Raw genomic sequence first — 23087 nt, 5'->3', positions numbered from 1 at the left:
TCAACCGGATCGGAATTGGCGGGGGCCGAGGACGAGCGACAGACGAGGTGGACATGACCGAGATGCTGCAGGACATCCCGACCTATGCCCGGCCGATCGAGGAGTTGCCGCAACGCCGGCTGCTCCCCGATCCGAGCTATATCTGGACGGTCTTCCGTCGCCACATCAAGCTGGCGTTGCTCGTCGCGGCGGTCGTCGTCGCGGCGATCGCGATCCGGGTGGTTACGCTCCAGCAGGTCTATTCCGCCACCGCCACGGTGCTGATCGAGCCGCGCAAGACCGAAGTGGTCAAGATGGACTCGGTCGTGCCCGATATCGCGCCCAGCAGCGATATCGTCGATACCGAGGTGCGCATCCTCAATTCGCCCACGCTCGCCGCGCGGGTCGCGGCGCGGCTCAACGCGCAGGGGCTGGATATCGGCCGCTTCACCACCGATGTGGACAAGCGCCGCGCCGCCGCCCGCCTGCTCCGCCAGGTGCAGATCGAGCGATCCGGGCTGACCCTGGTGATCGACATCACCGCCAGCACCGCGCAGGCCGAGCAGTCGGCGGCGATCGCCAACGCCTTCGCCGAGGAATATATCGACAGCCAGCGCGACGCCAAGCGCAACGCCACGCGCGACGCCAGCAAGTGGCTCGATCTGCGCCTGGTCGATCTGCGGGCGTCCGCCTCGCAGGCCGATGCCGCGCTCCAGCGCTATCGCATCGCCAACGGCCTGATGAGCGCGCAGGGCGCCACCATGGCCGAGCAGGAAGTCTCGGCGCTCAACCAGCAGATTTCGCTCGCCCGCGCCGAACTGGCCGAGAAGCAGGGCGCGCTCGCCACCGCGCGCAGCCAGCTGCGCCGGGGCGGGCAGGGCGCCGACGTGGGTGCCGCGCTCGGATCGAACACGATCGGCAATTTGCGCCAGCGCGAGGCGGAGGTCAGCCAGAATCTCGCCCAGCTCGAAACGCGCTACGGCGATCTCCACCCCGACGTGAAGACCGCGCGCAGCCAGCTCGCCGATATCCGCAGCCAGATCCAGAAGGAGATCGACCGCATCCTCTCCAGCCTGGAGGCCGAGGCGGCGGTCGCCGGATCGCGCCTGTCCTCGCTCCAGTCGAGCCAGGGCCGCGCCACCGGGGCGCTCGCCGCCAACAGCTCCGCGCAGGTGGGGCTGGGCGAGCTGGAGCGCCGCGCCGACGCCAGCAAGCAGGTCTATCAGGCCTTCCTCAACCGATCGAAGGAGACGGCGGCGCAGGAGGGGCTGCAACAGGCCGACGCGCGCATCAGCGCCTTCGCCACCGTGCCGCTGCTGCCCAGCTTCCCCAATTACAAGCTGGCCGGCCTGTTCGCGGTGGTCGCGGCGCTGTTCGCGATCCTCGTGACGACCGTGCTGGCCGAATATCTCCAGCGCGGCGTCGCCACCAAGGACGATGTCGAGCGGCGGTTGCGGCTGCGCTACGCCGGCGCCGTGCCCTCGCTGGATTCAACCCTGGAGGGGCTGCGCAGTCACGAGACGCCGCAGGATTATATCGTCTCGCACCCCTTCTCGTCCTTCGCCGAGGCGTTCCGCTCGCTGCGCGCCTTCGTGACGCTGTCGGCCGCCAACGCCCGCGTCATCGCGCTGGCCTCGGCGCTGCCGCAGGAGGGCAAGACGACGACCTCGATGTGCCTCGCCCGATCGGCGGCGATGGCGGGCAGCAAGGTGGTGCTGGTCGATTGCGATCTCCGCCGGCGCGGCGTGAGCGCCACCCTCGGCGTCACCAACGACGGCGTGACCGACGTGCTGCTCGGCAAGGGCAGGCTGGAGGATGGCCTGTTCGACGATCCGCTGACCCCGCTCAAGATCCTCGGCACGTCCGACGCGCCGACCACCGCCAACGATCCGCTGACGCCCGAGAACCTCCAGCGCCTCGTCGCCGAGCTGAAGGTGAAGTTCGATCTCGTCATCCTCGATACCGCGCCGCTGCTGGGCGTGGCGGATGCGCGCGCGGTGGCGTCGGTGGCGGATGCGGTGGTGATGGTCACGCGCTGGCGCAAGACATCGCGCAACGCCGCCGAGGCCGCGATCGAGCTGCTCGCCGACGCGGGCGCCAAGGTCGCCGGCATGGCGCTCACCATGGTCGACATCCGCAAATATGCCTCGACCGGGCAGACCGACAGCTACGGCTATCACAAGCGTTTCTCGAGCTATTACCGCAATTAGGCGGCCATCCCAGCAACGGCCGAGGGAGGACGAATGACGAAGAGGGCATGGCTCGCGCTCGGCGCGGGGCTGATGGGTGCGGGCGGCGCGATGGCGCAGACCCCGCCCGCCAACATCGCCGTCGCCGATCGCGCGCGGCCCGCTTACGATCCGCTCGGCTGGCGGGTGAAGTCGATCTTCTTCTACCCCTCGGTCGCGGGCAGTTACGAATATGACGACAATGTCCGCTCGACCCGCACCAACCGGCAGAGCGACAGCGTCTTCTATATCGCCCCGCAGCTGCGGATTAAGTCGGACCTCCGGCGCCACGGCTTCGATGTCACGCTCAAATATTCGCACAGCTATCATGCCAAGCTGACGACCGAGGATGTCACCAATTACGGCGCCTTCGGGCGCGGCGTGTTCGACGTGACCCGCCGTACCCGCATCCGCGCCGACGGCAGCATCGAACGCGCCACCGAGAAGCGCGGCGCGCTCTCCAGCTTCGGCGGCACCCGCTCGCCGGTGCGATACAACCGCTCGGTCGGCAATATCGGGCTGGAGCAGGAAATGGGCGCCTTCGTGTTCTTCGGCCAGATCGGCCAGCGCCAGCTGAAGTATAAGGATACGGTCGACGCCCTCGGCCTCCCGCTCGACCAGAAATTCCGCGATTTCCGGATGGAGACGGCGATGCTCCAGGCGCGTCTGCGGATGCGATCGGGCCTGAGCGCCTTCATCCGCGCCAGTGGCGACAAGCGCATCTACGATATCCGGCGCGGCGACGTCGGCTTCGATCCGATCACCGGGATCGACCGCAGCTCGAAGGGCGGCAAGATCGAGGCGGGTCTGGCGATGGAGCTGACGAACCTGCTCTACGGCAACATCCGCGCGGGTTACCTCAAGGTCGCCTATGACGATCCCGCGCTGCGCGACGTGGACGGGATTTCGTTCGGCGCGGACCTGCTGTGGAACGTGACGAGTCTCACCTCCCTCCGCTTCACCGCCGATCGCTCGCTCGACGAGACGGTGTCGCCGCTGACGGCGGGCAACCTCCGCTCGGAGTTCAACGTGGGCGCGGATCACGAGCTGCTCCGCAACCTGATCCTGTCGGTCGACGGCCGCTACGCCCGCATCACCCCCGCCGGCCCGACCGCCAAAAGCCGAGAGAACGAGTTCGAGGCGGGGGCGAAATATCTTCTCAACCGCTATCTGATGGCCAAGCTGACCCTCAACCATTCGCGGCGGAGTTCGGACAATCCGGCGATCGGCTTCAAGGCCAATTCGGTGATGCTCACGCTGACGGTGCGGAAGTGAGCGTCACAGCCCCTCGGCCATCTCCGCCAGCTCCAGCCAGCGCATCTCGGCGGCGTCCTTCTTCGTGCGCGCCGTTTCGATCGCCTTCATCAGCGCGTCGAAAGTCTTGGGATCGCGGGTGAAGAGGTTGGGGTCGGCGAGCGCCGCTTCGTCGCGGGCGATGGCGGCTTCGAGTTTCTCGATCTCCTTGGGGAGCAGATCGAGGTCGCGCTGGTCCTTGTAGGACAGTTTCACCTTCGGCTTGGGCGCGGCCGGTGCCGGCGCGTCCGATTTGGCGGCGGTGGGCGCCCGCTTCGCCTGCACGGCGGCGGCGCGCTTGGCTTCCCAGTCGGCATAGCCGCCCGCCACGACATCGACCGTGCCCGACCCGTCGAGACCCAACGTCACCGTCACGGTGCGGTCGAGGAAGTCGCGGTCGTGGCTGACGATCAGGACGGTGCCGTCATAGTCGGCGATCACCTCCTGCAACAGATCGAGCGTCTCCATGTCGAGATCGTTGGTGGGCTCGTCCAGCACCAGCAGGTTGGAGGGGCGGGCGAATTCGCGGGCGAGCAGGAGCCGCGAGCGTTCGCCGCCGGACAGCGCGCCGATCTTGGCCTCCGCCACCGCCGGATCGAACAGGAATTCCTTCAGATAGCCGGAAATATGCTTGCGGACGCCCAGCACGTCGATCCAGTCGTTGCCGTCGGTCAGTACATCGCGCACGCGCTTTTCGGGCGCCATCAGGCTGCGCTGCTGATCGATCACGACGGCGTTGAGCGTCTGGGCGCGCTTCACCTGCCCCTCGTCCGGCGCGAGATCGCCGGTGAGAAGCTTGAGCAAGGTCGATTTGCCCGCGCCGTTGGGGCCGACGAGGCCGATGCGGTCGCCGCGCGCCACGCGGAAGGTGAAGTCGCGGATCACCGCGCGGTCGCCAAAGCGCTTGGTCACATGCTCGGCATCGATGACGATCCTGGTCTTGCTGTCGTCGCTGGCGGTGGCGAGCGCGGCGGTGCCCTGCGGCCCCATCATCGCGCGGCGGGTCGCCCGCATCTCGACCAGCTTGGTGAGGCGGCCCTGGTTGCGGCGGCGGCGCGCGGTGACGCCGCGCAGCATCCAATGCTCCTCGATCTTGAGCTTGGCGTCGAGCCGGGCGGCGTTGCGCGCTTCCTCGTCGGCGACCTGCTCGGTCCATGCTTCGAACCCGCCGAAGCCGATCTCGCGCCGCCGGATCGCGCCGCGATCGAGCCACAGCGTCTGCTTCGTCAGGCGGGTGAGGAAGGTGCGATCGTGGCTGATGACGACGAAGGCGCCGTTGAAGCGGCCGAGCCACCCCTCGATATATTCGATCGCGCTGATATCGAGATGGTTGGTCGGCTCGTCGAGCAGCAGGATATCCGGCTCCATCGCGAGGGCACGGGCGATGGCCGTGCGGCGGCGCTCGCCACCCGAGGCCGTCGCCGCCTCGCGGTCGAGATCGATGCCGATCTGGCCGGCGATCGCCTCCACCCGATAGGCGGGCGGGGCGTCCTCCCCTTTCAGGGCGAAATCGCGTAGCGTGGCGAAGCCGGTCATCGCCGGCTCCTGCTCCAGCATCACCACCTTGGTGCCGGGCACGATCGTGCGGCGCCCCTCGTCGGCATCGATCTGGCCGGCGAGCAGCTTCAGCAAGGTCGTCTTGCCCGCCCCGTTGCGGCCGATCAGCGCGAGCCGGTCGCGCTGGCCGATGGTGATATCGAGGCCGCGAAACAGCCAGCCCGATCCCTGGACGAGACCGAGCCCTTCATAGGCGAGGATGGGTGCGGACATGATGCAACAATCTGGAACAATGGAAACGTGGCCGGGCCTTGCCCCCTATTCACAGCCTGTTCAACGGCTTTCGCCTATGCCAAGCCCCATGCCGATGTCCCGTTTCTTTCTCGTGACCTGCGCCGTTGCGCTCATCGCCGCGCCCGCCGCCACCCAGCGATCGGCACGGCGCGAGCAGGACGCCGCCTTTGCCGCGCGCCAGTCCGGCCAGGTCAAGCCGTTGCGGGAGATCGAGGGGCGGGTTTTGCCGCGCATGGCCGGCGCCTCCTACATCGGACCGGAATATGATTCGCGGAGCGGCAATTATCGGCTGAAATTCATGCGCGGCGATTCGGTGATATGGATCGACGTGGACGGCCACACCGGCGACATCATCGGCCGATCGGGAGACTGAAGTTTATGCGTGTGTTGATCGTGGAGGATGAACCCAATCTCGGCCGGCAGCTACGGGCGACGCTGGAAGGGGCGGGCTATGCGATCGACCTCGCGACCGATGGCGAGGATGGCCATTATCTGGGCTCGACCGAGGATTATGACGCGGTCGTGCTCGATCTGGGCCTGCCCGAAGTCGACGGCCTCACGGTGCTCGATCGCTGGCGCAAGGAGGGCAAGGACATGCCCGTCCTGGTGCTGACCGCGCGCGACAGCTGGTCGGACAAGGTGGCGGGCCTCGATGCCGGCGCCGACGATTATCTCGCCAAGCCGTTCCAGACCGAGGAACTGATCGCCCGCCTGCGCGCGCTGATCCGCCGCGCAGCCGGCAACGCCTCGTCCGAGCTTACCGCCGGCGACGTGCGGCTGGATACCCGCAGCGGCAAGGTCACCAAGGCGGGCGAGCCGGTGAAGCTGACGGCGCAGGAATATAAACTGCTCAGCTACCTGCTCCACCACAAGGGCAAGGTCGTCAGCCGCACCGAGCTGATCGAACATATCTACGATCAGGATTTCGATCGCGATTCGAACACGATCGAAGTGTTCGTGACGCGCATCCGCAAGAAGCTGGGCCAGGAGGTCATCACCACCATCCGCGGCCTCGGCTACAGCCTCGAAGACCCGGATGCCTGAGGCGCCCGCGCCGGCTGATAGTGGCCGGCGGCAGGCGAAGTCGTCGCGGCGCAACGCGCTCGGCCTGTTCCTGCGCAACATCGGCCGCTCCGTCATCGGGCGGCCGGTGCTGGTGGAGGGCTATGACGGCGCGCCCGATCGCGAGACGCGGATCACCGGATCGCTGACCCGCCGCATGATCGGCATCGCGGCGCTATGGATATTGGTGCTGCTGGCGGGCGGCGCCTTCGCGCTGGATCGGGTGCTCAATTCGGCGGTCACCCGCAATTTCGACAGCCAGCTGGAATTCGTCGCGACGGCGATGATCGCTTCGTCGGAGATCGGGCCGGAGGGCGAGGTTCAGCTCAACCGGCCGCTCGGCGACCAGCGCTTCCTGGAGCCCTATTCGGGTCTCTACTGGCAGATCAGCGCGCCAGGGCGCGAGCCTTTCCCGTCGCGATCGCTGTGGGACCGGCGGTTGCAGACGCCGCCGCTGAAGGGGCAGGGCCTCCAGTTCCGCGACAGCAAGGAATTCGGCGACGATCCGCTGCGGATGGTCGAGCGCGAGGTGCGCCTGCCCGGATCGCGCGCGGTGTGGCGCTTTCAGGTGGCGCAGGTGCGATCGGGGCTGGACGACCAGATCGCCATCCTGCGGCGGACCCTGGTGCGCTCCTTCGCGATCCTCGGCCTCGGCCTGATCCTGATGGCCGCGTTGCAGGCGACCTTCGGCCTGTGGCCGCTGCGGCGGGTGCGGCGCGAGATCGCGGCGGTGAAGAGCGGGCGGATCAGCCGGGTCGACGCCAACCTGCCGGTCGAGATCGCGCCGATGGTGGAGGAATTGAACGACCTGCTCGCGCATAACGAGAAGCAGGCCGAGGAGGCGCGGACCCACGCCGGCAACCTCGCCCATGCGCTCAAGACGCCGCTGACCGTCATCATGAACGAGGCGACCGCCCAATCGCCCGATCTGGCCGGCACGGTGATCCGCGAGGCGACGACGATGCGCCGGCAGGTCGATCACCACCTTGCCCGCGCCCGTGCCGTGGGGCGGCGCGGCAATGCCAAGAGCCAGGCCGAGGTATGGCCCTCGCTGAAAGCCGTCGAGCGCGCGGTGGGGCGGATGCACCGCCACGTCACGATCGATCTGGCCGGGGCGAAGGACGCCAAGGTGCATGTCGAGCGGCAGGATCTCGACGAACTGCTCGGCAATCTGATCGAGAATGCCGCGAAATATGGCGGCAGCCGCGTGTTCGTCACGGTCGAGCGGGCGGCGGGCTATGTCGAGATATTGATCGAGGACGACGGCCCCGGCATCCCTGACGACCAGCGCGACCGCCTGTTCGTGCGCGGCGCGCGGTTGGATACGGGCAAGCCGGGCACGGGCCTGGGTCTGGCGATCGTGCGCGACGTGGCGGAAATCTACGAGGGCACGGTGTCGCTGGAGGAGAGCGAGGATCTCGGCGGGCTGCTCGTGCGGTTGCGGCTGCCGGCGGCGGTGATGGTGTAAACCCCACCGTTCGTCCTGAGCGCAGTCGAAGGACGTGCCCCAAACGGTGTCGTCCAGTCGCACGTCCTTCGACTACGCTCAGGACGAACGGGGCAATGAGGGTTACAGGGCGGGCCTAGGCCGCCACCACCTCTTCCCTATCCCCGCACATCTCGCGCAGGGCCATGAAGCATTTCCGGTCGATCGCCCGGCCCACTTCGCGCTCGATCACCTCCAGCGCCTGCGCCGTCGTCAGCGCCGGGCGATAGGGGCGTTCGGAGGTGAGCGCGTCATACCAGTCGCAGATGGTGATGATGCGGGTCGGCAGGCTGATCGAGGTGCTGGACAGGCGCTGCGGATAGCCGCGCCCGTCGAGCCGCTCGTGGTGGGCGGCGGCGATCGGGGCGATGTCGGCCAGTGCCGAGATGCGGCCGAGGATCGCCTGCGTCTGCGCGGCATGGCCCCGGATTTCGGCCCATTCGGCCGGATCGAGCCGGCCGGGTTTGTCGAGGATCGCGCTGCTCACCGCCAGCTTGCCGATATCGTGGAGGAAGGCGCCGCGCCGCAGCCAGCGCTGCACGGCCGGGTCGAGCCCCAGCCGCGCGGCCAGCTTCACCGTCAGATCGGCGGTGCGGTGCGAATGGCCGGCGGTATAGGGGCTCTTGGCATCGATCACCTGCCCGAAGGCGGCGACGATATCGTCGAGATAATCCTCATCGACGATCACGGCCGCGCGCCCCGGCTCCAGGGTCAGGACCAGCGCCTCGATGTCGTCGTGGTTGGCCAGATCCTCCCAGAAACGCGGCTCGCGCACGACATGGTTGAAGGCGCGGACCAGCGCCGGATCGAACCAGCTGCCGCAGCGCCGCCGCACCTCGGCGATGGCGGCATCGGGGCCGCCGGCGGCGTGGAACACCTCGGCCACCTGCGCCAGCAAAGCGATGCGCGAGAAGAGCGGGATCGCCTCGCCGGCCAGCGCCCGCGGACGGCCGGTGCCGTCCCAATGTTCGTCCAGGCTGTAGATGCCGGCGGCCACGCCCTCCGAAAAGCGCAGGGTGCGCGCGATCTCGGCGCCGCGCGTGCAGCGCGTCTCGATCATCTCCTGCGCGATCGTGCCGCCGTTGCGCAGGATGTGCATCAGCGCACCCATCTTGCGATGGGCCGGCGCGCCCCGCCCGGTCGTGGCGAACAGGAAGCGCAGCACCGCCGGCACGCCCTCGCCCACCAGCTTATACTCGCCCTTGAAGCGGCGATCGTCGGCCAGATAGAGCGCCGAGATACGCGCGGCATTGCTGCTGCACCCCAGATCCTTGAGCAGCAGGACGTAATAGAGATCGTGCAGGTCCTGCGCGTCGAGGCCCAGGAAGCGGCCGATCCTGCTGCCGATCCAGCAGGTGCGCAGGCAATGGCCGACGGGCTGCCCCTCGGTAAGGTCGAGGGCATGGCTGAACGCGCCGAGCAACTCGGCGAGCGGCATTTCAATGCCCTGCGGCGCTTCCGCCCGCCCCATCGCTATCGGTCTGTTCCCCACATCCGCCCCTTCGGGATTCGGCCGGTGATATCATGGCTTTGTCGCCAAATCATGCCTCGATACCGAAATAATGTACTGGATCGATCATTTACCATGATTTGCGTGGATCGGGCGCCATGGCCCCACCGGCCTCATCCCGTGCGTCGAGCGCGGTTCGGCGGGAGGCGGCTCCGCACTCCACGGTTTCTCCCGGCGCCCGTATCTGTTACCGGCGCGGCCATGCTCAACCTGAACGGTATCACGGTGCGCCTTGGCGGGCGCACGATCCTCGACAACGCCACGGCCGCGTTGCCGCCCCGGTCGCGCGTCGGCCTGATCGGGCGCAACGGCGCCGGCAAGTCGACCCTGATGAAAGTGATGATCGGCCAGCTCGATCCCGACGACGGCAGCCTCGACATGCCGCGCAACACCCGCATCGGCTATATCGCGCAGGAAGCCCCCAGCGGCACCTCCACCCCGATCGAGACCGTGCTGGCCGCCGACACCGAGCGCGCCGCGCTGTTCCTGGAATCGGAGACGTGCGAGGATCCCGACCGGGTCGGCGACATCCACGAGCGGCTGATGGCGATCGACGCTTACGGCGCCGAGGCGCGCGCCGCCCGCATCCTGGTCGGCCTCGGCTTCGACGAGGAGATGCAGCAGCGTCCGCTCGACAGCTATTCGGGCGGCTGGAAGATGCGCGTCGCGCTGGCCGCCTTGCTGTTTTCCGAACCCGATCTGCTGCTGCTCGACGAGCCGTCGAACCACCTGGATCTGGAAGCCACCTTGTGGCTGGAGAATTTCCTCAAATCCTATCCGGCGATGATGGTCGTCATCAGCCACGAGCGCGATCTGCTCAACAATGTGGTGGACAATATCCTCCACCTCGAGCGCGGCAAGGTGACGCTCTACGCCGGCGGTTATGACGCGTTCGAGCGGCAGCGCGCCGAGCGGGCGGCGCAGCTGGCCGCCGCCAAGGCCTCGCAGGACGCGCAGCGCGCCAAGTTGCAGGATTATATCGCCCGCAACTCGGCCCGCGCCTCCACCGCCAAGCAGGCGCAGTCGCGCGCCAAGATGCTGGCCAAGATGCAGCCGATCGCCTCGCTGGTCGACGATCCCACCTTGTCGTTCGATTTCCCGAGCCCCAGCGAGCTGCGCCCGCCGCTCATCACGCTTGACATGGCGGCGGTCGGCTATTCGGAAACGCCGATCCTCCAGCGGCTGAACCTGCGGATCGACCCCGACGATCGCGTCGCGCTGCTGGGCCGCAACGGCAACGGCAAGACGACACTCGCCCGCCTGCTGGCGGCACAGCTGACGCCGATGGAAGGCGAGATGGCCTCGTCGGGCAAGATGAAGGTCGGTTACTTCACGCAGTATCAGGTGGAGGAACTGGATGGGGCGGATACGCCGCTCCAGCACATGACCCGCCACATGAAGGGGCTGACCCCGGCGGCTGTGCGCGCCCAGCTTGGCCGCTTCGGCTTTTCGGGCGACAAGGCGATGACCGAGGTGCGCAAGCTTTCGGGCGGCGAGCGCGCGCGGCTGGCGCTGGCGCTCATCACCCGCGATGCGCCCCACCTGCTGATCCTCGACGAGCCGACGAACCACCTGGATGTCGATGCGCGCGAGGCTTTGGTGCAGGCGCTCAACGCCTATGACGGCGCCGTCGTGGTCGTCAGCCACGATCGCCACATGATCGAGATGTCGGCCGACCGGCTGGTGCTGGTCGATGGCGGCACCGCGCGCGAGTTCGACGGCACCTTGGAGGAATATACCGCCTTCATTCTCTCGAAGGACGGCAGCGGCGGCGGCAAGGCGGCCAAGGCCAACAAGAAGGAAGAAAAACGCCTCGCCGCCGAGGCCCGCGAACGCGGCGCGGCGCTCCGCAAGGCGGCGCAGGCGGCCGAGGCCGAACTGGCGCGCCTGACGGGCGAGCGGACCAAGGTGGAGCAGGCGATGTTCGATCCGTCGGCCGCCGACGCCAAGCTGACGAAGCTCAGCATGAGCGACCTGATGAAGCGCCGCGCGGAGCTGACCGAGAAGATCGACGCCGCCGAGACGCGCTGGATGGAAGCGAGCGAGGCGCTGGAGGGCGCGGCGGTTTAGGCCACGCTTGTTCCTGAATCGTCATGCCAGCGAAAGCTGGCATCTCGTCAGGCTGGGCCGACCCTCACCGTGTGCGATGACTTAGAAAGACCCCAGCTTTCCGCTGGGGTGACGTATCGGGGAGATATGTCAGCCCCGTGGCGGTGAACCGCCACGGGGCTGCCCGATCAGAAGCCGATCGCGAAGGTCAGGCGGCCGGTGCTTTCCGAGCTGGTCGTGCCGATCAGGCCATCGTAGCTCACCGACAGGCGGGCCTTCGGGGCGAGCGCCCAGTTGACCGCGCCCGACACCGCCGCCGCGTGCGACGACATGGTCGTGCCGCGCACCGGGAAGAAGCCGTTCGTGTTGCCGAAGCGCACGCTCGCCTCGCCGGCCCGCTGGCCGAAGACGTGGACATAGGCGGCGCTGCCGCGCGCCGAGATGGCGCCGACGACCCGCGTCTCCACCTTGGTGCCGACCGACGCCTGCGCGAACGCCTCGCGGCGGCGGAAAAGGCCGAGCGAGGCCGCGCCGCCGGCTTCCTGCGCGCTCTTGGTGCGGACGCGATAGCCCTGGATGCTGGCGAAGGGCTCGATCGTGGCGCCGAAGGCCGGGATCGGCGCGCCGATGCGGGCGAAGCCGTGCAGCACGCCGCCGTCGTAGCTGGCGGTGTTCACGTCGCTGAAGCCGCCGAACGCAGGCGCGCGGCGCGTGTCCACATCGACCCAGTCGTAGCCGACGCCGCCCGAATAATGGAAGCCGGCCAGCACCGCGTCGAGATAGCCCAGCGCGTGTGTGGTCTTGAGCGTGGCGCGGCTGGCGCGCTCGCGCACGACGAGCTTGTCGCGGGTGTAACCGCCGGCCGCGCCGATGCGGATGCCCTCGGTCACCTCGAAGTCGAAGCCGCCCATGCCGCCATAGGTGCTGCGCGAGCCGTCGGCCGCGCCGCGATCGCCCTCTTCCTCGCCATAGCCGGCGATGCCCTGCGCCCACAGGCCCATGCCGGCGCTGCCGTCATCGAGGTGGGTGAGGACCGAGCGCTGCGCCAGATCGGCGTCGCGCACCATCGCGGTGCGGGCCGAGGCGTGGATCTCGCCCGAAAGCTGGTCGAGAGCGTAGCGCACATTGGCGTTCTCGGGGACGAGCGTGATCGCCGCATAGGCCGCGTTGGCGACGCCGAGCTGGCTCACCGCGATGGCGGTGTTGAGCTGGTTGGTCGATTGCGCGACCAGCGGCAGCGAGGCGCCGGTACGGGCGACATCGACGAACACCGCGTTGGCGGTGCCGCCCAGGCGCAGCTCGGTGCCGGTGCCGAGCGAGGCGCCGGTGAGCGTGTAGGCGCCGCTGACGCCGCCCGTCGCGGTCAGCAGCACGAAGCGGGTGCCGGGCGTATAGGTGCCGGCGGCCGGGATCGGCTGGAGGATCGCGCCCGACTGGATCGTCGCCGCGCCGTTGACGACGATGCGGTCGGCAGCACCCGTGGGGGCGATCTCGGCCTGATAGGTCGAGCCCGCGCTCTGGACGAAGGCGCCGTTGACGGTGAGCGTGCCGATGCTCTGGCCCGGCGCGACGATGCCGCCGACGCCGACCGTGACGGGGCCGGTCGTGCCGGTGCCGCCGAGCGTCGCGCCGCGCGCCACGATGATCGTGGAGGGCAGGGTGCCCAGCACGTCGAGGCGGCCCGCGCTGACCAGCGTGGCGCCGGTGAAGGCCTGGCTGCCGATCGAGAGCGTGCCCGCGCCCGCCTTGATGAGCGTGCCGTTGCCCGCCAGCGTGCCGGCGAAGCTGCCGTTGGCGGCCTGGTTGAGCGTGATCGTGCCGTTGTTGGTGATGGCGCCGGTCAGCGGCGTGGCGGTGGTGAGGTTGGCGCCGGCCGACAGCGTGGTGCTGGTGGCGAAGGTGGAGGCGTCGCTCAGCGTCCAATTGCCCGAGACGACGGCGAGCCGCTCGAAGTTGACGAGGTTGCCGAAGGTGCCGCTGCCGGTGCCGCTCAGCGAGACCAGATCGTTGCCGGTGCCGCCATCGGCGCGGCCGGTGATCGTGCTGCCGGTGACGAGGGCGAGCGTGTCGTTGCCGCCGCCCATCTGGATCGCGACCGCGCCGTTGCTGGCGATCGTGCCCGAATTGGTGATCGTGTCGGCGAACTCGCCCACCAGCTGGATCGCCGGGCCGGTGAAGCCTTCGATGCGGCCGGCGTTGGTGATGGTGGTGGCGCCATAGGCACCGCCCACGCCGCCGTCGTCTACGAGGATGCCGGTGCGTCCGCCCGAGATCAGGCCCGTGGCGGTGTTGGTGATGACGCCGCCGCCGATGGCGATGCCCTCGGCGCCGTTCGGCCGGCCGCCGCTGTCGACGCCGCGCGCGCTGATGCCCCGGATCGTGCCCGAGTTGGTGACGGTGCCGATCAGGTCGATATCGACGCCATCGCCATCGCCGTTGGTGGCGAGCCCGTCCCAGCTGCCCTCGATCGTGCCGAAATTGACGACGGTGCCGGTGCCGTCCGACCCGATGCCCGAACCGTTGCGGCCGATGATCGAGCCGCCGGCCAGATTGGTCACGTTGACGTCGATGTCGCTGGTGATGCCGTGGCGCAGGCCGGAGATGGTGCCGCCATTCTGGTTGACGACGGTGCCCGACCGCTGCTGCCAGTCGATGCCGTCATAATTGTTGTTGGTGGGGCCTTCCGAATAGATCAGGCCGGCGTTGGTGACGATCGCGCCCTGGCCGGGACGGATCGCGTCCTGACCGACCGAGCGGATCACGCCGCCGGCGTAATTGGTGATCGCGACCGAAGCGGTGCCGCTGGCGATGGCGTCGAAATCGATCGCCTGGCCGCCGTTGGTGGTGCGGATCGTGCCGAAATTGTCGATGCGGATCGTGCCGGCGGTCACGTCATTGTTGATGCGGATCGCGTCGTCGGCCGATTCGATCAGGCCGCCGGCGTTGTTGGTGAGCGTGATGCCGCGCGTGGTGGCGCTGCCCGATGTGCCGATCGCGCGGCCGCCCGATGCGGTGCTGCGGATCGTGCCCGAATTGGTGATGGCCAGGCCGGTCGAGGCGCCGTTCCAGTTGATCGCGGGGTTGGCGGTGGTATCGATCGCGCCGCCGGCGGCCACCGTCACGCTGTCCGTGCCGGCCACGGCCGCCTGGGTGGTGCGCGTGGTGCCACGGTTCACCGTGATCGTCTGCTGCGCGATGGCGGGAACGGCGGCGAAGGCGCAAAACGCCAGAACCGCCCGGCTGGCTTCGAGACGCACGCGCATTGGATGACCCCTTGATGAACAATGAATTGTAGATGAGCGCCTAGGGGCGGCGTTTGATGGATTTGTGACAGTCCTGCATAAGGGGCCGATTGCGAACGCTTGCCGACGATCGCGACGATGGGTTGACGAAGGCCCCTCTCACTCCCCACCCTTGTACCCGCACGTAAGGGATTGCCCGTTTCCATGAAGCTCGTCGTCGTCGAATCACCCGCCAAGGCCAAGACCATCGAGAAGTATCTGGGGCCGGGCCACCGCGTCCTGGCATCCTATGGCCATGTCCGCGACCTGCCCGCCAAGGACGGATCGGTGAACCCCGACGAGGGCTTCGCGATGGAGTGGGAGGCCTATGCGGACAAGGCCAAGCAGCTCAAGATGATCGCGGACGAGGCCAAGACGGCCGATACCCTCATCCTCGCGACCGATCCCGATCGCGAGGGCGAGGCGATCAGCTGGCATGTTCAGGAGGTGCTGCGGAAGCGCAAGGCGTTGCCCAAGGACGTGCAGCGCGTCACCTTCAACGCGATCACCAAGCCCGCCGTGCTGGAGGCGATGGCCAATCCCCGCGCGCTGGACGAGGATCTGATCGACGCCTACCGCGCCCGCCGCGCGCTCGACTATCTCGTCGGCTTCACCCTCTCGCCGGTGCTGTGGCGCAAGCTGCCGGGCGCCAAGTCGGCGGGCCGGGTGCAATCGGTGTCGCTGCGCCTGATCGTCGATCGCGAGCGCGAGATCGAACTCTTCCGGCCCCAGGAATATTGGTCCGTCGCCGCCGCGATGGAGCATGACGGCGTGCCCTTCACCGCGCGACTGGTGCGCTGGCGCGGCGACAAGATCGACCGGCTGACGATCGGCAACGGTGGCGACGCCGAGCAGGCCAAGAAGGATGTCGAGGCCGGGCGCTTCACCGTCGTCTCGGTCGAGACCAAGCCGCTCACCCGCAATCCGCCGCCGCCCTTCACCACCTCCACGCTTCAGCAGGAGGCGGCGCGCAAGCTCGGCTTCTCGGCCAGCCACACGATGCGGGTCGCGCAGAATCTCTACGAGGATGGCGCGATCACCTACATGCGGACGGACGGCGTGCAGATGGATGGCGGCGCAATTTCGGAGGCCCGCCGTGCCATCGCCGATCGCTATGACGCGGGCTATGTGCCAGACAAGCCGCGCCAGTATCAGACCAAGGCGAAGAACGCGCAGGAGGCCCATGAGGCGATCCGCCCCACCGATTTTGCGCGCGACAAGGCCGGCACCGGCGATCATGCCCGCCTCTACGAACTGATCTTCAAGCGTGCGCTCGCCAGCCAGATGGCCTCGGCGCGGCTGGAGCGGACCGTGGCGGAGATGACCGACGGCACCGGGCAACATGCCCTGCGCGCCACCGGCCAGGTCGTGATCTTCCCGGGCTATCTCGCGCTCTACGAAGAGGGCCGCGACGACGAGGCGGACGAGGACGCCAAGCGCCTGCCGCGCCTCACCGAAGGCGGCGTGCCCGCCAAGAAGTCGGTCACCGCCGAGCAGCATTTCACCCAGCCGCCGCCGCGCTATTCGGAGGCGAGCCTCGTCAAGAAGATGGAGGAACTCGGCATCGGCCGCCCCTCCACCTACGCCTCGATCCTCCAGACCTTGAAGGATCGCGACTATGTGACGCTCGAGAAGAACCGCTTCATTCCCAATGAGAGCGGGCGTCTCGTCACGTCCTTCCTCGAGCGGTTCTTCGAACGCTACGTCAGCTACGATTATACCGCGGGCCTCGAGGACCAGCTCGACGACGTGTCGGGCGGTCGCGCCGGCTGGCAGGCGGTGCTCGAGGCCTTCTGGCGCGATTTCAAGCCCAAGACCGCCGAGGTGATGGAGCAGAAGCCGTCCGAAGTGACGGCCGCGCTCGACGAATTCCTCGCGCCCTATCTCTTCCCCGACAAGGGCGACGGCAGCGATCCGCGCGCCTGCCCGGCCTGCGCCGATGGCAGACTGGCGTTGCGCGGCGGCCGCTTCGGCGCGTTCGTCGCCTGCTCCAATTATCCCGAGTGCAAATATACCCGCCGCTTCGCGCAGGGCGGTGGCGAGGGGGCGGCCGCCGATACCGGCCCGGCCGATCTCGGCACCGATCCGGCGAGCGGCGAGGCGGTGACCAAGCGGTCGGGCCGCTTCGGCACTTATGTCCAGCTGGGCGACGGCAAGGACGCCAAGCGCTCGTCCATCCCGAAGGACGTGCCCGAGGCCGATCTCGATCTGCCGATGGCGCTCAAGCTGCTGTCGCTGCCGCGCACGATCGGCGCGCATCCCGAAAGCGGCAATCCGATCACCGCCTCGATCGGCCGCTACGGCCCCTATCTGGCGCATGACGGCAAATATGCGCGGCTCACCTCCACCGCCGAAGTGTTCGAGACGGGCATGAACGCGGCGGTGGTCAAGCTGGCCGAGGCGGCGGCGGGCGGCGGGCGCCCGCAGCGCGGCGCGGCGCGCGAGCCCCTGAAGGCGTTCGGCGATAGCCCGGTGACGGGCAAGCCGGTGCGCCTGCTGGAAGGGCGCTTCGGCCCCTACGTCACCGACGGCGAGACCAACGCGACCCTGCCCAAATCGGCCGACCCGCAGGCGCTGACCGAGGAAGCCGCGCTGCTCCTGCTCGCCGAGCGCGCGGCCAAGGGCGGCCCGACCAAGGCCAAGAAGAAGCCCGCCGCGAAGAAGGCCGCCCCGGCGAAGAAGGCCCCGGCCAAGAAGGCCCCCGCGAAGGCGAAGGCCTGACCCAGCCATCTCCCCTCCCGCTTGCGGGAGGGGCCGGGGGTGGGCAGCGATACTGGCGGCGCGAGCGCCCCCCTTGCGGGCCGCGCGCCCACCCCTCACCCCTCCCGCAAGCGGGAGGGGACTATCGCACCTCGCCGCGCCACACGGATCGAAAATTCCCCGAAATCTCGCTTCCATTCCGTTCCTGAAATAATCGGGCAATAAAACCATCCGATCCTTAGTCAGTCGCCGATTGATGGGGAATCGCGCTGCCGGATCGAACGAGCAGGTCGGGGGCCGGCTACGGCCTCAACACATGGGTCGCCCGCGCTTTCGGCGTGCGGCTGGTCAGCGATATTCATGAGCGGGCGGGCGATTGGGGCCTGCCGATGCCGCTGGATGGCAAGCGTCGGCGCCGGCTCGGCCTGATCCGGCAGGCGCGCATCCTTTTCGTCCATGTGCCCAAGAATGGCGGCATGTCGGCCTGTGCGGCCTTGTATGGCGAGCAGATCAAGCATGGCACGATCCGCTATTATGATCGCGTCGCGCCGGACCTGCGCCGCACTCTGCCCAGCGTCGCGGTGCTGCGCGATCCGGTCGATCGTTTCCTTTCGGCCTATGATTATGGCCGGGCGGGCGGCAGCGCCGACAATCGCGTGTCGCTGCCCTTCCGCGACACCTATCGCGGCTTCGCCTCGATCGACGCGGCGCTCGATCATGTCGAGCAGGCGGCCAACCCCTACCAGCTCGACCACATCTATCGCCCGCAATATTGGTACGTCAGCGACGCGCGGGGGCAGGTGGCGGTCGATCATCTGCTGCTGATCGACGATCTGGCCGGGACGCTCGCGGTGCTGGCCGATGGCGACCTGCCCGCGATCCCCCACATCAACCGCCGCACGACCCCGCGCTCGCCCGTCACCGACGCGCAGGCCGATCGCATCCGCACGATCTATCGCCGGGACCAGATGCTCTACGAGGCGACCTGCCTGCGCGCCGGCCGGTACGATGCGGTGCCACAGGGCCAGGCGCAGGCCGCGCCGTTGAAGATCGCGGGCGGCGATGTTATAACATCGGTATGACCAAGCCGCTGAAACTGATCGCCATCGGCAATTCGACCGGCGTGATCCTGCCGAAGGAACTGCTCGCCAAGCTGCGGGTCGGGCAGGGGGATTCGCTGTTCGTGTCCGAAACCCCCGACGGTGCCGTGCGCCTGTCCGCCTCCGACCCCGACTTTGCCGAGAAGATGCGGGTCGCCGAGGAGATCATGCGCGAGGATCGGGATATCCTGCGCATCCTGGCGCAGTGAGCGCGCCGCAACGGGCCGAGCCGATCTGGCTCGACCTGCGCGAGATCGTCGTGATCCACGATCGGCAACTGGCCGAACATGGTGGCGGCAGCGGCATCCGCGACCGCAACCTGCTCGAATCCGCGCTGGCCCGGCCGCGCAACAGCTGGGCCTATGGCGAGAGCGACTGGGCCGCGCTGGCGGCGGACTATGCCTATGGCTTCGCGCGGAACCATGGCTTCGTGGACGGCAACAAGCGCATCGCCTGGATCGCCGCCCGCCTCTTCCTCGCCCTCAACGGCCAGAAGCTGGCATTCGACAAGGCCGACGCGATCCGCCTGATGCTGTCGCTCGCGGCGGGCGAGATCGGAGAGGATGCGCTGGCCGCCTGGTTTCGCGAGCGGCTCACCGGCGACTGATCGCGCAAGCCGCCGCCGAACACAACGTCACCCCGGATCTGTTCCGGGGTCCACCGCGCCACCCGAACAACGGCCGATGCGTTCGCGGCGCGGTGGATGCCGGAACAAGTCCGGCATGACGGGGGATGGTTGGCGCTCCGCTTGCGGCCGCGATGATAGGCTTTAAGATCGGCCTATGGGGCGACTGCTTGCATCTTTCATGCTTTTGAGCGGCGCCTCGCTAAGCGGTTGTGGCGAAGAGACAACGCTGCCGGCTTGTTGGAAAAATTCCGATATAATTGTCGGTCGGTCACTCACCGGAGAGGTGATAATCGAAATAACCCCAGTCACTCGTCCAATAATATTCCCTGTTTCTTGCGCCGACGGCGCAGGAGGATTAGCGCAACTTCCTGCTGATCTAAAAATCTCTACGGTATTTAAGCGCGGATCTTCTCCCACTAGCGATGGAGCTTCATTCTACAAGGCGAGGGTAAAAGCTCGTGCTGTTTCACGTCGTAAAGATGGCCGTTACAATTTCGTGATTGAAAGCCTCGATGACGTGAATGGAACCTGGCCTCGATGGCTATCGACGGAATACCAGGATAGATAGCTGCATTAGGTTCCGTCATCTACATTGATAGGCAGTGAAGCTACCCGCCCTCAATCGAACTCCGGCCCCAACGTCGCATCCAGATCTCTCGGCCGGGTAAACCGCGTCAGCGTCGCCGTCCCGCTCTTCAAATCCGCCCATTCGCCCTCGAACGCCAGTTCGGCGACCGAGGCGGTGGGGTATTTCTGTTCCACCGTGTCGCGGCCGTCGGTGCCGTCGGGCACCAGCATCAGCACCAGATCCTCCAGCCCCGGATTGTGGCCGGCGAGCAGCAGGCTCTCCACCCCCGCCGGGGTCTCCTGGATCACGTCGAGCAGGGTGACCGCCGAGGCGAGGTAGATGCGCTTTTCCCATTCGGGCGCCAGCGCGCGGCCGTAGCCGGTGGCGACATCCTCCAGCGTTTCCATCACGCGCACGGCGGGCGAGGCGATGACGCGGTCGAATTCCAGGCCGTGGGCACGGATGCTCTGGCCGACGAGGCGGGCGGCGCGGTGGCCCTTGCCGTTCAATCCGCGATCGAAATCGCGGATTCCGGGGGCGTCGGTGCCGGCCTTGGCGTGGCGCAGCAGCGTAAGGCGTTTCATGCCTGCTCCTCTTGCTCGCGCGCCTGATGCCCGAAAGCGGCGGCGGAGGAAAGCCGTTCGGCGACCCTTTGCACGGCTTCGTCGAGCGGGAGCCGGCGGATCGGCACGCCCGGCGGAAAGGCATCGAGCAGGCGCGACGGCATCGCCGCCGAGAGCATCACGAACATGCCCTGATCGTCGGCGCGGCGGATCAGCCGGCCGAACGCCTGCGCCAGCCGCGCGCGGATGGTGCGGTCGTCAAAGGCGGCGCCCCCGCCGGCCGCCTTGCGCGCGGCGTGCAGTACCGTCGGGCGCGGCCACGGCACGCCCTCCATCACCACCAGCCGCAGCGAGGAACCGGGCACGTCCACCCCGTCGCGCAGCGCGTCGGTCCCGAGCAGGGAGGCGTGCGGATCGTCGCGGAAGATATCGACCAACGTGCCGGTATCCATCGGATCGACATGCTGGGCGTAGAGCGGCAGCCCCTCGCGCGCCAGCCGGTCGGCGATGCGGGCGTGGACGACCCGCAGCCGCTGGACGGCGGTGAACAGCCCCAGCGCGCCCCCGCCCGACGCCTCGATCAGCCGCGCATAGGCCCCCGCCAGCGCGGGCATGTCGCCGCGCTTGATATCCGTCACGACCAGCACCTCGGCCTGATCGGCATAAGCGAAGGGCGAGGGGGCGGCGAAGCGCATCGGCGGGTGATCGAGATGGTTGACGCCCGTGCGCGCGTCGGCCGCGTCCCAGCTTTCCTGCCCGCGCAAGGTGGCGGAGGTGACGATCACGCCGTGCGCGGGCTTCAGTACGGTTTCGGCCAGCGGGCGGGTCGGGTCGAGCCAGTGGCGGTGGAGGCCGATATCGAACTCGCGCCCCTCGACCCGGTCGACCGCCAGCCAATCGACGAAATCGGCATCGACCGGGCCACCGATGCGCGCCAGCAGCGCGACCCACGCGCCCATCATGCCGGTGCGGTGGGCCAGGCCATGGATCGCGCCTTCGACCCGCGCGCGGGCGGGCGCGTCGAGCCAGTCGGGCGCATCCTCGATCACCGCCTCCAGCCGCTGGCGCAACCGCATGAAGGGGCGGACGAGCCCCTCGATCGCCTGCATCGCGGGGGTGGCGGCCTCGATCAGCGCCGGGTCCAGTTCGGCGGCCTCGGTTTCCAGCCCATAGCCCGCGTCCGCCGCCGAGGCGCGGGCGTAGACGGTGGCGCGCACCGCCGACAGCAGCGCCTCGACCGGCCCGAGCGGCAGCCCTTCGCCCAGCCGGCCGAGCCAGCCGTCGGACGGGAGCAAGGCGGCGGCGGCCAGCGCCTCGTCGATCGCGACGGCGCCGCCCTCGTCATAGGAGGCGACGTCCATCAGCCGCGCCGCCAGCCCGCGCCGCCGCCCGCGCGATTTGCCCTCCGGCCCCATGATCCAGCGGCGCAGCTCGATCGCCTCCTGCCCCGTCAGCGCGGCGGCGAAGGTCGAATCGGCGGCGTCGAACAGATGATGCCCCTCGTCGAACACGATGCGGCCGATCGGGCGATCCTGCGGGCCGTGGCGGTTGGCCAGGATCATCGTCAGCGCGTGGTTGGCGACGACGATATCGGCTCCTTCGGAGGCGCGCGACGCCCGCTCGATGAAGCAGCGGCGGTAATGCGGGCAGCCGGCATAGACACATTCGCCGCGCCGGTCGGTCAGCGCGGTGGAGCCCGCGCGGCGGAAGAGCGTCGGCAGCCAGCCCGGCAGGTCGCCCCCCACCATGTCCCCGTCGCGCGACACCGCCGCCCAGCGCGCGACGAGATGCGCGAGGATCGCGGCGCGATTCTGGAAGCCGCCTTGCAGCGCATCCTCCAGATTGAGCAGGCAGAGATAATTCTCCCGCCCCTTGCGCACGACGACCCGGCGGCGGCGCTCGGCGGGATCGGGGAAGAGGCGTTTGGTCTCGCCGTCGAGCTGGCGTTGCAGCGCCTTGGTATAGGTCGATATCCACACCGCCCCATCGGCCTGCCGCGACCACAGGCCGGAAGGGGCGAGATAGCCCAGCGTCTTGCCGATGCCGGTGCCGGCCTCCGCCAGCAGCATGTTCGGCCGCCCCTCGGCGATGCGCGGATCGAAGGCGCGGGCGGCGGCGGCGGCGTAGGCGCGCTGGCCCTCGCGGGGCTCGGCGCGCTGGCCGACGAGGCGGGCGAGTTCGCTCTGCGTCTCGGTATCGGAGAGGACGAGCGTGCGCGGGGCGGGGCGGGGCGGGGCATCCTGCCATTCGGGCAGGCGCGAGAAGAGCCAGCGTTCGGCGCGCTCGGGCTTGGCGATGCGCGGCGCCACCATCTGCGCCCAGGGCCAGCGCAGGCGGAGCAGGGTCTGGGCGGAGGTCCACGCCCCCTCGCGGGCGGCCCAGTTCGGGTCTTCCAGCGTAGCGAGCATCGCATCGGCCGCCTGCGCCATAAAGCGCGCGGCGGCGGTGTCGTCGGTGGGCGGCGGCAGGCCGAGCGCGCGGGCGAGGCCGGCGGGGGTCGGCACCGCGAAGGTGGCGGGGTGGACGAAGGCGAACAGTTCGAGCAGATCCAGCCCGGAGAGTTCGCCATAGCCCAGCCGCGTCGCCATCGCCGGCGCGTTGAGCAGGATCGTCGGCGTCTCCGCCGTCAGCGCGATCGCCTCGCCGCGCGTGATGGCCCGCACCTCGTTGCCCCTAGCGATCCAGATGCCGCCGTGGGTGGCGTGGAGGGCGGGGCAGGGGGCCATGTTCCTGTTATGTTAGCGGGTGAGGGCGATGCGGGCAAATCCTCCCCGACACGGGCAGGCGGCCGACGGCGGCACACCGCGACGTCCGATGGATGCGGAGCCCCCTTCCGCACAGCGCGCATG

General features: G+C 68.6%; 15 protein-coding genes. 10 read left to right on the top strand and 5 right to left on the bottom strand.

The window, feature by feature from the left end; translation table 11 throughout:
* Positions 1 to 53: 53 nt before the first annotated feature.
* Both PQ455_RS12905 and PQ455_RS12900 read left to right on the top strand, forming a co-directional pair.
* Positions 54 to 2189, top strand: coding sequence for a GumC family protein (locus PQ455_RS12905; protein ID WP_273686497.1), 2136 nt, complete (start codon positions 54 to 56; stop codon positions 2187 to 2189).
* A gap of 33 nt (positions 2190 to 2222) precedes the next feature.
* Positions 2223 to 3482 (top strand): outer membrane beta-barrel protein, encoded by a 1260-nt coding sequence (locus tag PQ455_RS12900; RefSeq protein WP_273686496.1) that lies wholly within the window; start codon positions 2223 to 2225, stop codon positions 3480 to 3482.
* Between the two features lie 3 nt (positions 3483 to 3485).
* On the opposite strand, the gene PQ455_RS12895 is transcribed toward PQ455_RS12900, so the two are convergent.
* A complete protein-coding gene (locus PQ455_RS12895) occupies positions 3486 to 5270 on the bottom strand; it encodes an ABC-F family ATP-binding cassette domain-containing protein (protein ID WP_273686495.1) in 1785 nt (594 codons plus the stop codon).
* An 88-nt stretch (positions 5271 to 5358) separates the two neighbouring features.
* Between PQ455_RS12895 and PQ455_RS12890 the strand changes: the two genes are divergently transcribed.
* Genes PQ455_RS12890 through PQ455_RS12880 form a run of 3 tightly spaced genes read left to right on the top strand, consistent with a single transcriptional unit; the run spans position 5359 to position 7821 of the window.
* Positions 5359 to 5664: a hypothetical protein gene (locus tag PQ455_RS12890; protein WP_273686494.1), complete on the top strand. Its 306-nt coding sequence runs from the start codon at positions 5359 to 5361 to the stop codon at positions 5662 to 5664.
* Between the two features lie 5 nt (positions 5665 to 5669).
* Positions 5670 to 6335, top strand: a complete 666-nt coding sequence (locus PQ455_RS12885) for a response regulator transcription factor (RefSeq protein ID WP_273686493.1) — start codon at positions 5670 to 5672, stop codon at positions 6333 to 6335.
* Positions 6328 to 7821 (top strand): sensor histidine kinase, encoded by a 1494-nt coding sequence (locus tag PQ455_RS12880; RefSeq protein ID WP_273686492.1) that lies wholly within the window; start codon positions 6328 to 6330, stop codon positions 7819 to 7821. The genes PQ455_RS12885 and PQ455_RS12880 overlap by 8 nt, the downstream gene beginning before the upstream one ends.
* 115 nt (positions 7822 to 7936) lie before the next feature.
* Here the strand turns inward: PQ455_RS12880 and PQ455_RS12875 are convergent, their stop codons facing one another.
* Positions 7937 to 9277 carry an HD-GYP domain-containing protein gene (locus PQ455_RS12875; protein ID WP_273686491.1) on the bottom strand — a complete coding sequence of 447 codons (1341 nt, stop codon included), beginning with the start codon at positions 9275 to 9277 and terminating at the stop codon, positions 7937 to 7939.
* A gap of 273 nt (positions 9278 to 9550) precedes the next feature.
* On the opposite strand from PQ455_RS12875, the gene PQ455_RS12870 reads away from it, so the two are divergent.
* Positions 9551 to 11419 (top strand): ABC-F family ATP-binding cassette domain-containing protein, encoded by a 1869-nt coding sequence (locus tag PQ455_RS12870; protein ID WP_273686490.1) that lies wholly within the window; start codon positions 9551 to 9553, stop codon positions 11417 to 11419.
* 167 nt (positions 11420 to 11586) lie between these two features.
* Here the strand turns inward: PQ455_RS12870 and PQ455_RS12865 are convergent, their stop codons facing one another.
* On the bottom strand, positions 11587 to 14661 hold the full coding sequence (locus PQ455_RS12865) for an autotransporter outer membrane beta-barrel domain-containing protein (RefSeq protein ID WP_273686489.1): 3075 nt from the start codon (positions 14659 to 14661) through the stop codon (positions 11587 to 11589).
* A 183-nt stretch (positions 14662 to 14844) separates the two neighbouring features.
* On the opposite strand from PQ455_RS12865, the gene topA reads away from it, so the two are divergent.
* From topA to PQ455_RS12845, 4 genes are all read left to right on the top strand, one after another.
* Complete coding sequence (gene topA / locus PQ455_RS12860) at positions 14845 to 17400, top strand: type I DNA topoisomerase (RefSeq protein ID WP_273686488.1); 2556 nt, start codon at positions 14845 to 14847, stop codon at positions 17398 to 17400.
* A 317-nt stretch (positions 17401 to 17717) separates the two neighbouring features.
* Positions 17718 to 18461 carry a sulfotransferase family protein gene (locus PQ455_RS12855; protein WP_273686487.1) on the top strand — a complete coding sequence of 248 codons (744 nt, stop codon included), beginning with the start codon at positions 17718 to 17720 and terminating at the stop codon, positions 18459 to 18461.
* Positions 18458 to 18688: an AbrB/MazE/SpoVT family DNA-binding domain-containing protein gene (locus PQ455_RS12850; protein WP_273686486.1), complete on the top strand. Its 231-nt coding sequence runs from the start codon at positions 18458 to 18460 to the stop codon at positions 18686 to 18688. Before PQ455_RS12855 ends, PQ455_RS12850 begins: the two co-directional genes overlap by 4 nt.
* Entirely contained in the window at positions 18685 to 19086 is a 402-nt protein-coding gene (locus tag PQ455_RS12845; RefSeq protein ID WP_273686485.1) for a type II toxin-antitoxin system death-on-curing family toxin, read from the top strand. Before PQ455_RS12850 ends, PQ455_RS12845 begins: the two co-directional genes overlap by 4 nt.
* Before the next feature lie 639 nt (positions 19087 to 19725).
* On the opposite strand, the gene PQ455_RS12840 is transcribed toward PQ455_RS12845, so the two are convergent.
* Complete coding sequence (locus tag PQ455_RS12840; RefSeq protein ID WP_273686484.1) at positions 19726 to 20259, bottom strand: SixA phosphatase family protein; 534 nt, start codon at positions 20257 to 20259, stop codon at positions 19726 to 19728.
* Entirely contained in the window at positions 20256 to 22964 is a 2709-nt protein-coding gene (locus PQ455_RS12835) for an ATP-dependent DNA helicase (RefSeq protein WP_273686483.1), read from the bottom strand. The genes PQ455_RS12840 and PQ455_RS12835 overlap by 4 nt, the downstream gene beginning before the upstream one ends.
* Positions 22965 to 23087 lie beyond the last annotated feature (123 nt).

The organism is Sphingomonas naphthae, assembly GCF_028607085.1.
GTDB lineage: Bacteria > Pseudomonadota > Alphaproteobacteria > Sphingomonadales > Sphingomonadaceae > Sphingomonas_Q > Sphingomonas_Q naphthae.
This window is presented reverse-complemented; position numbering and strand designations above follow the sequence as displayed.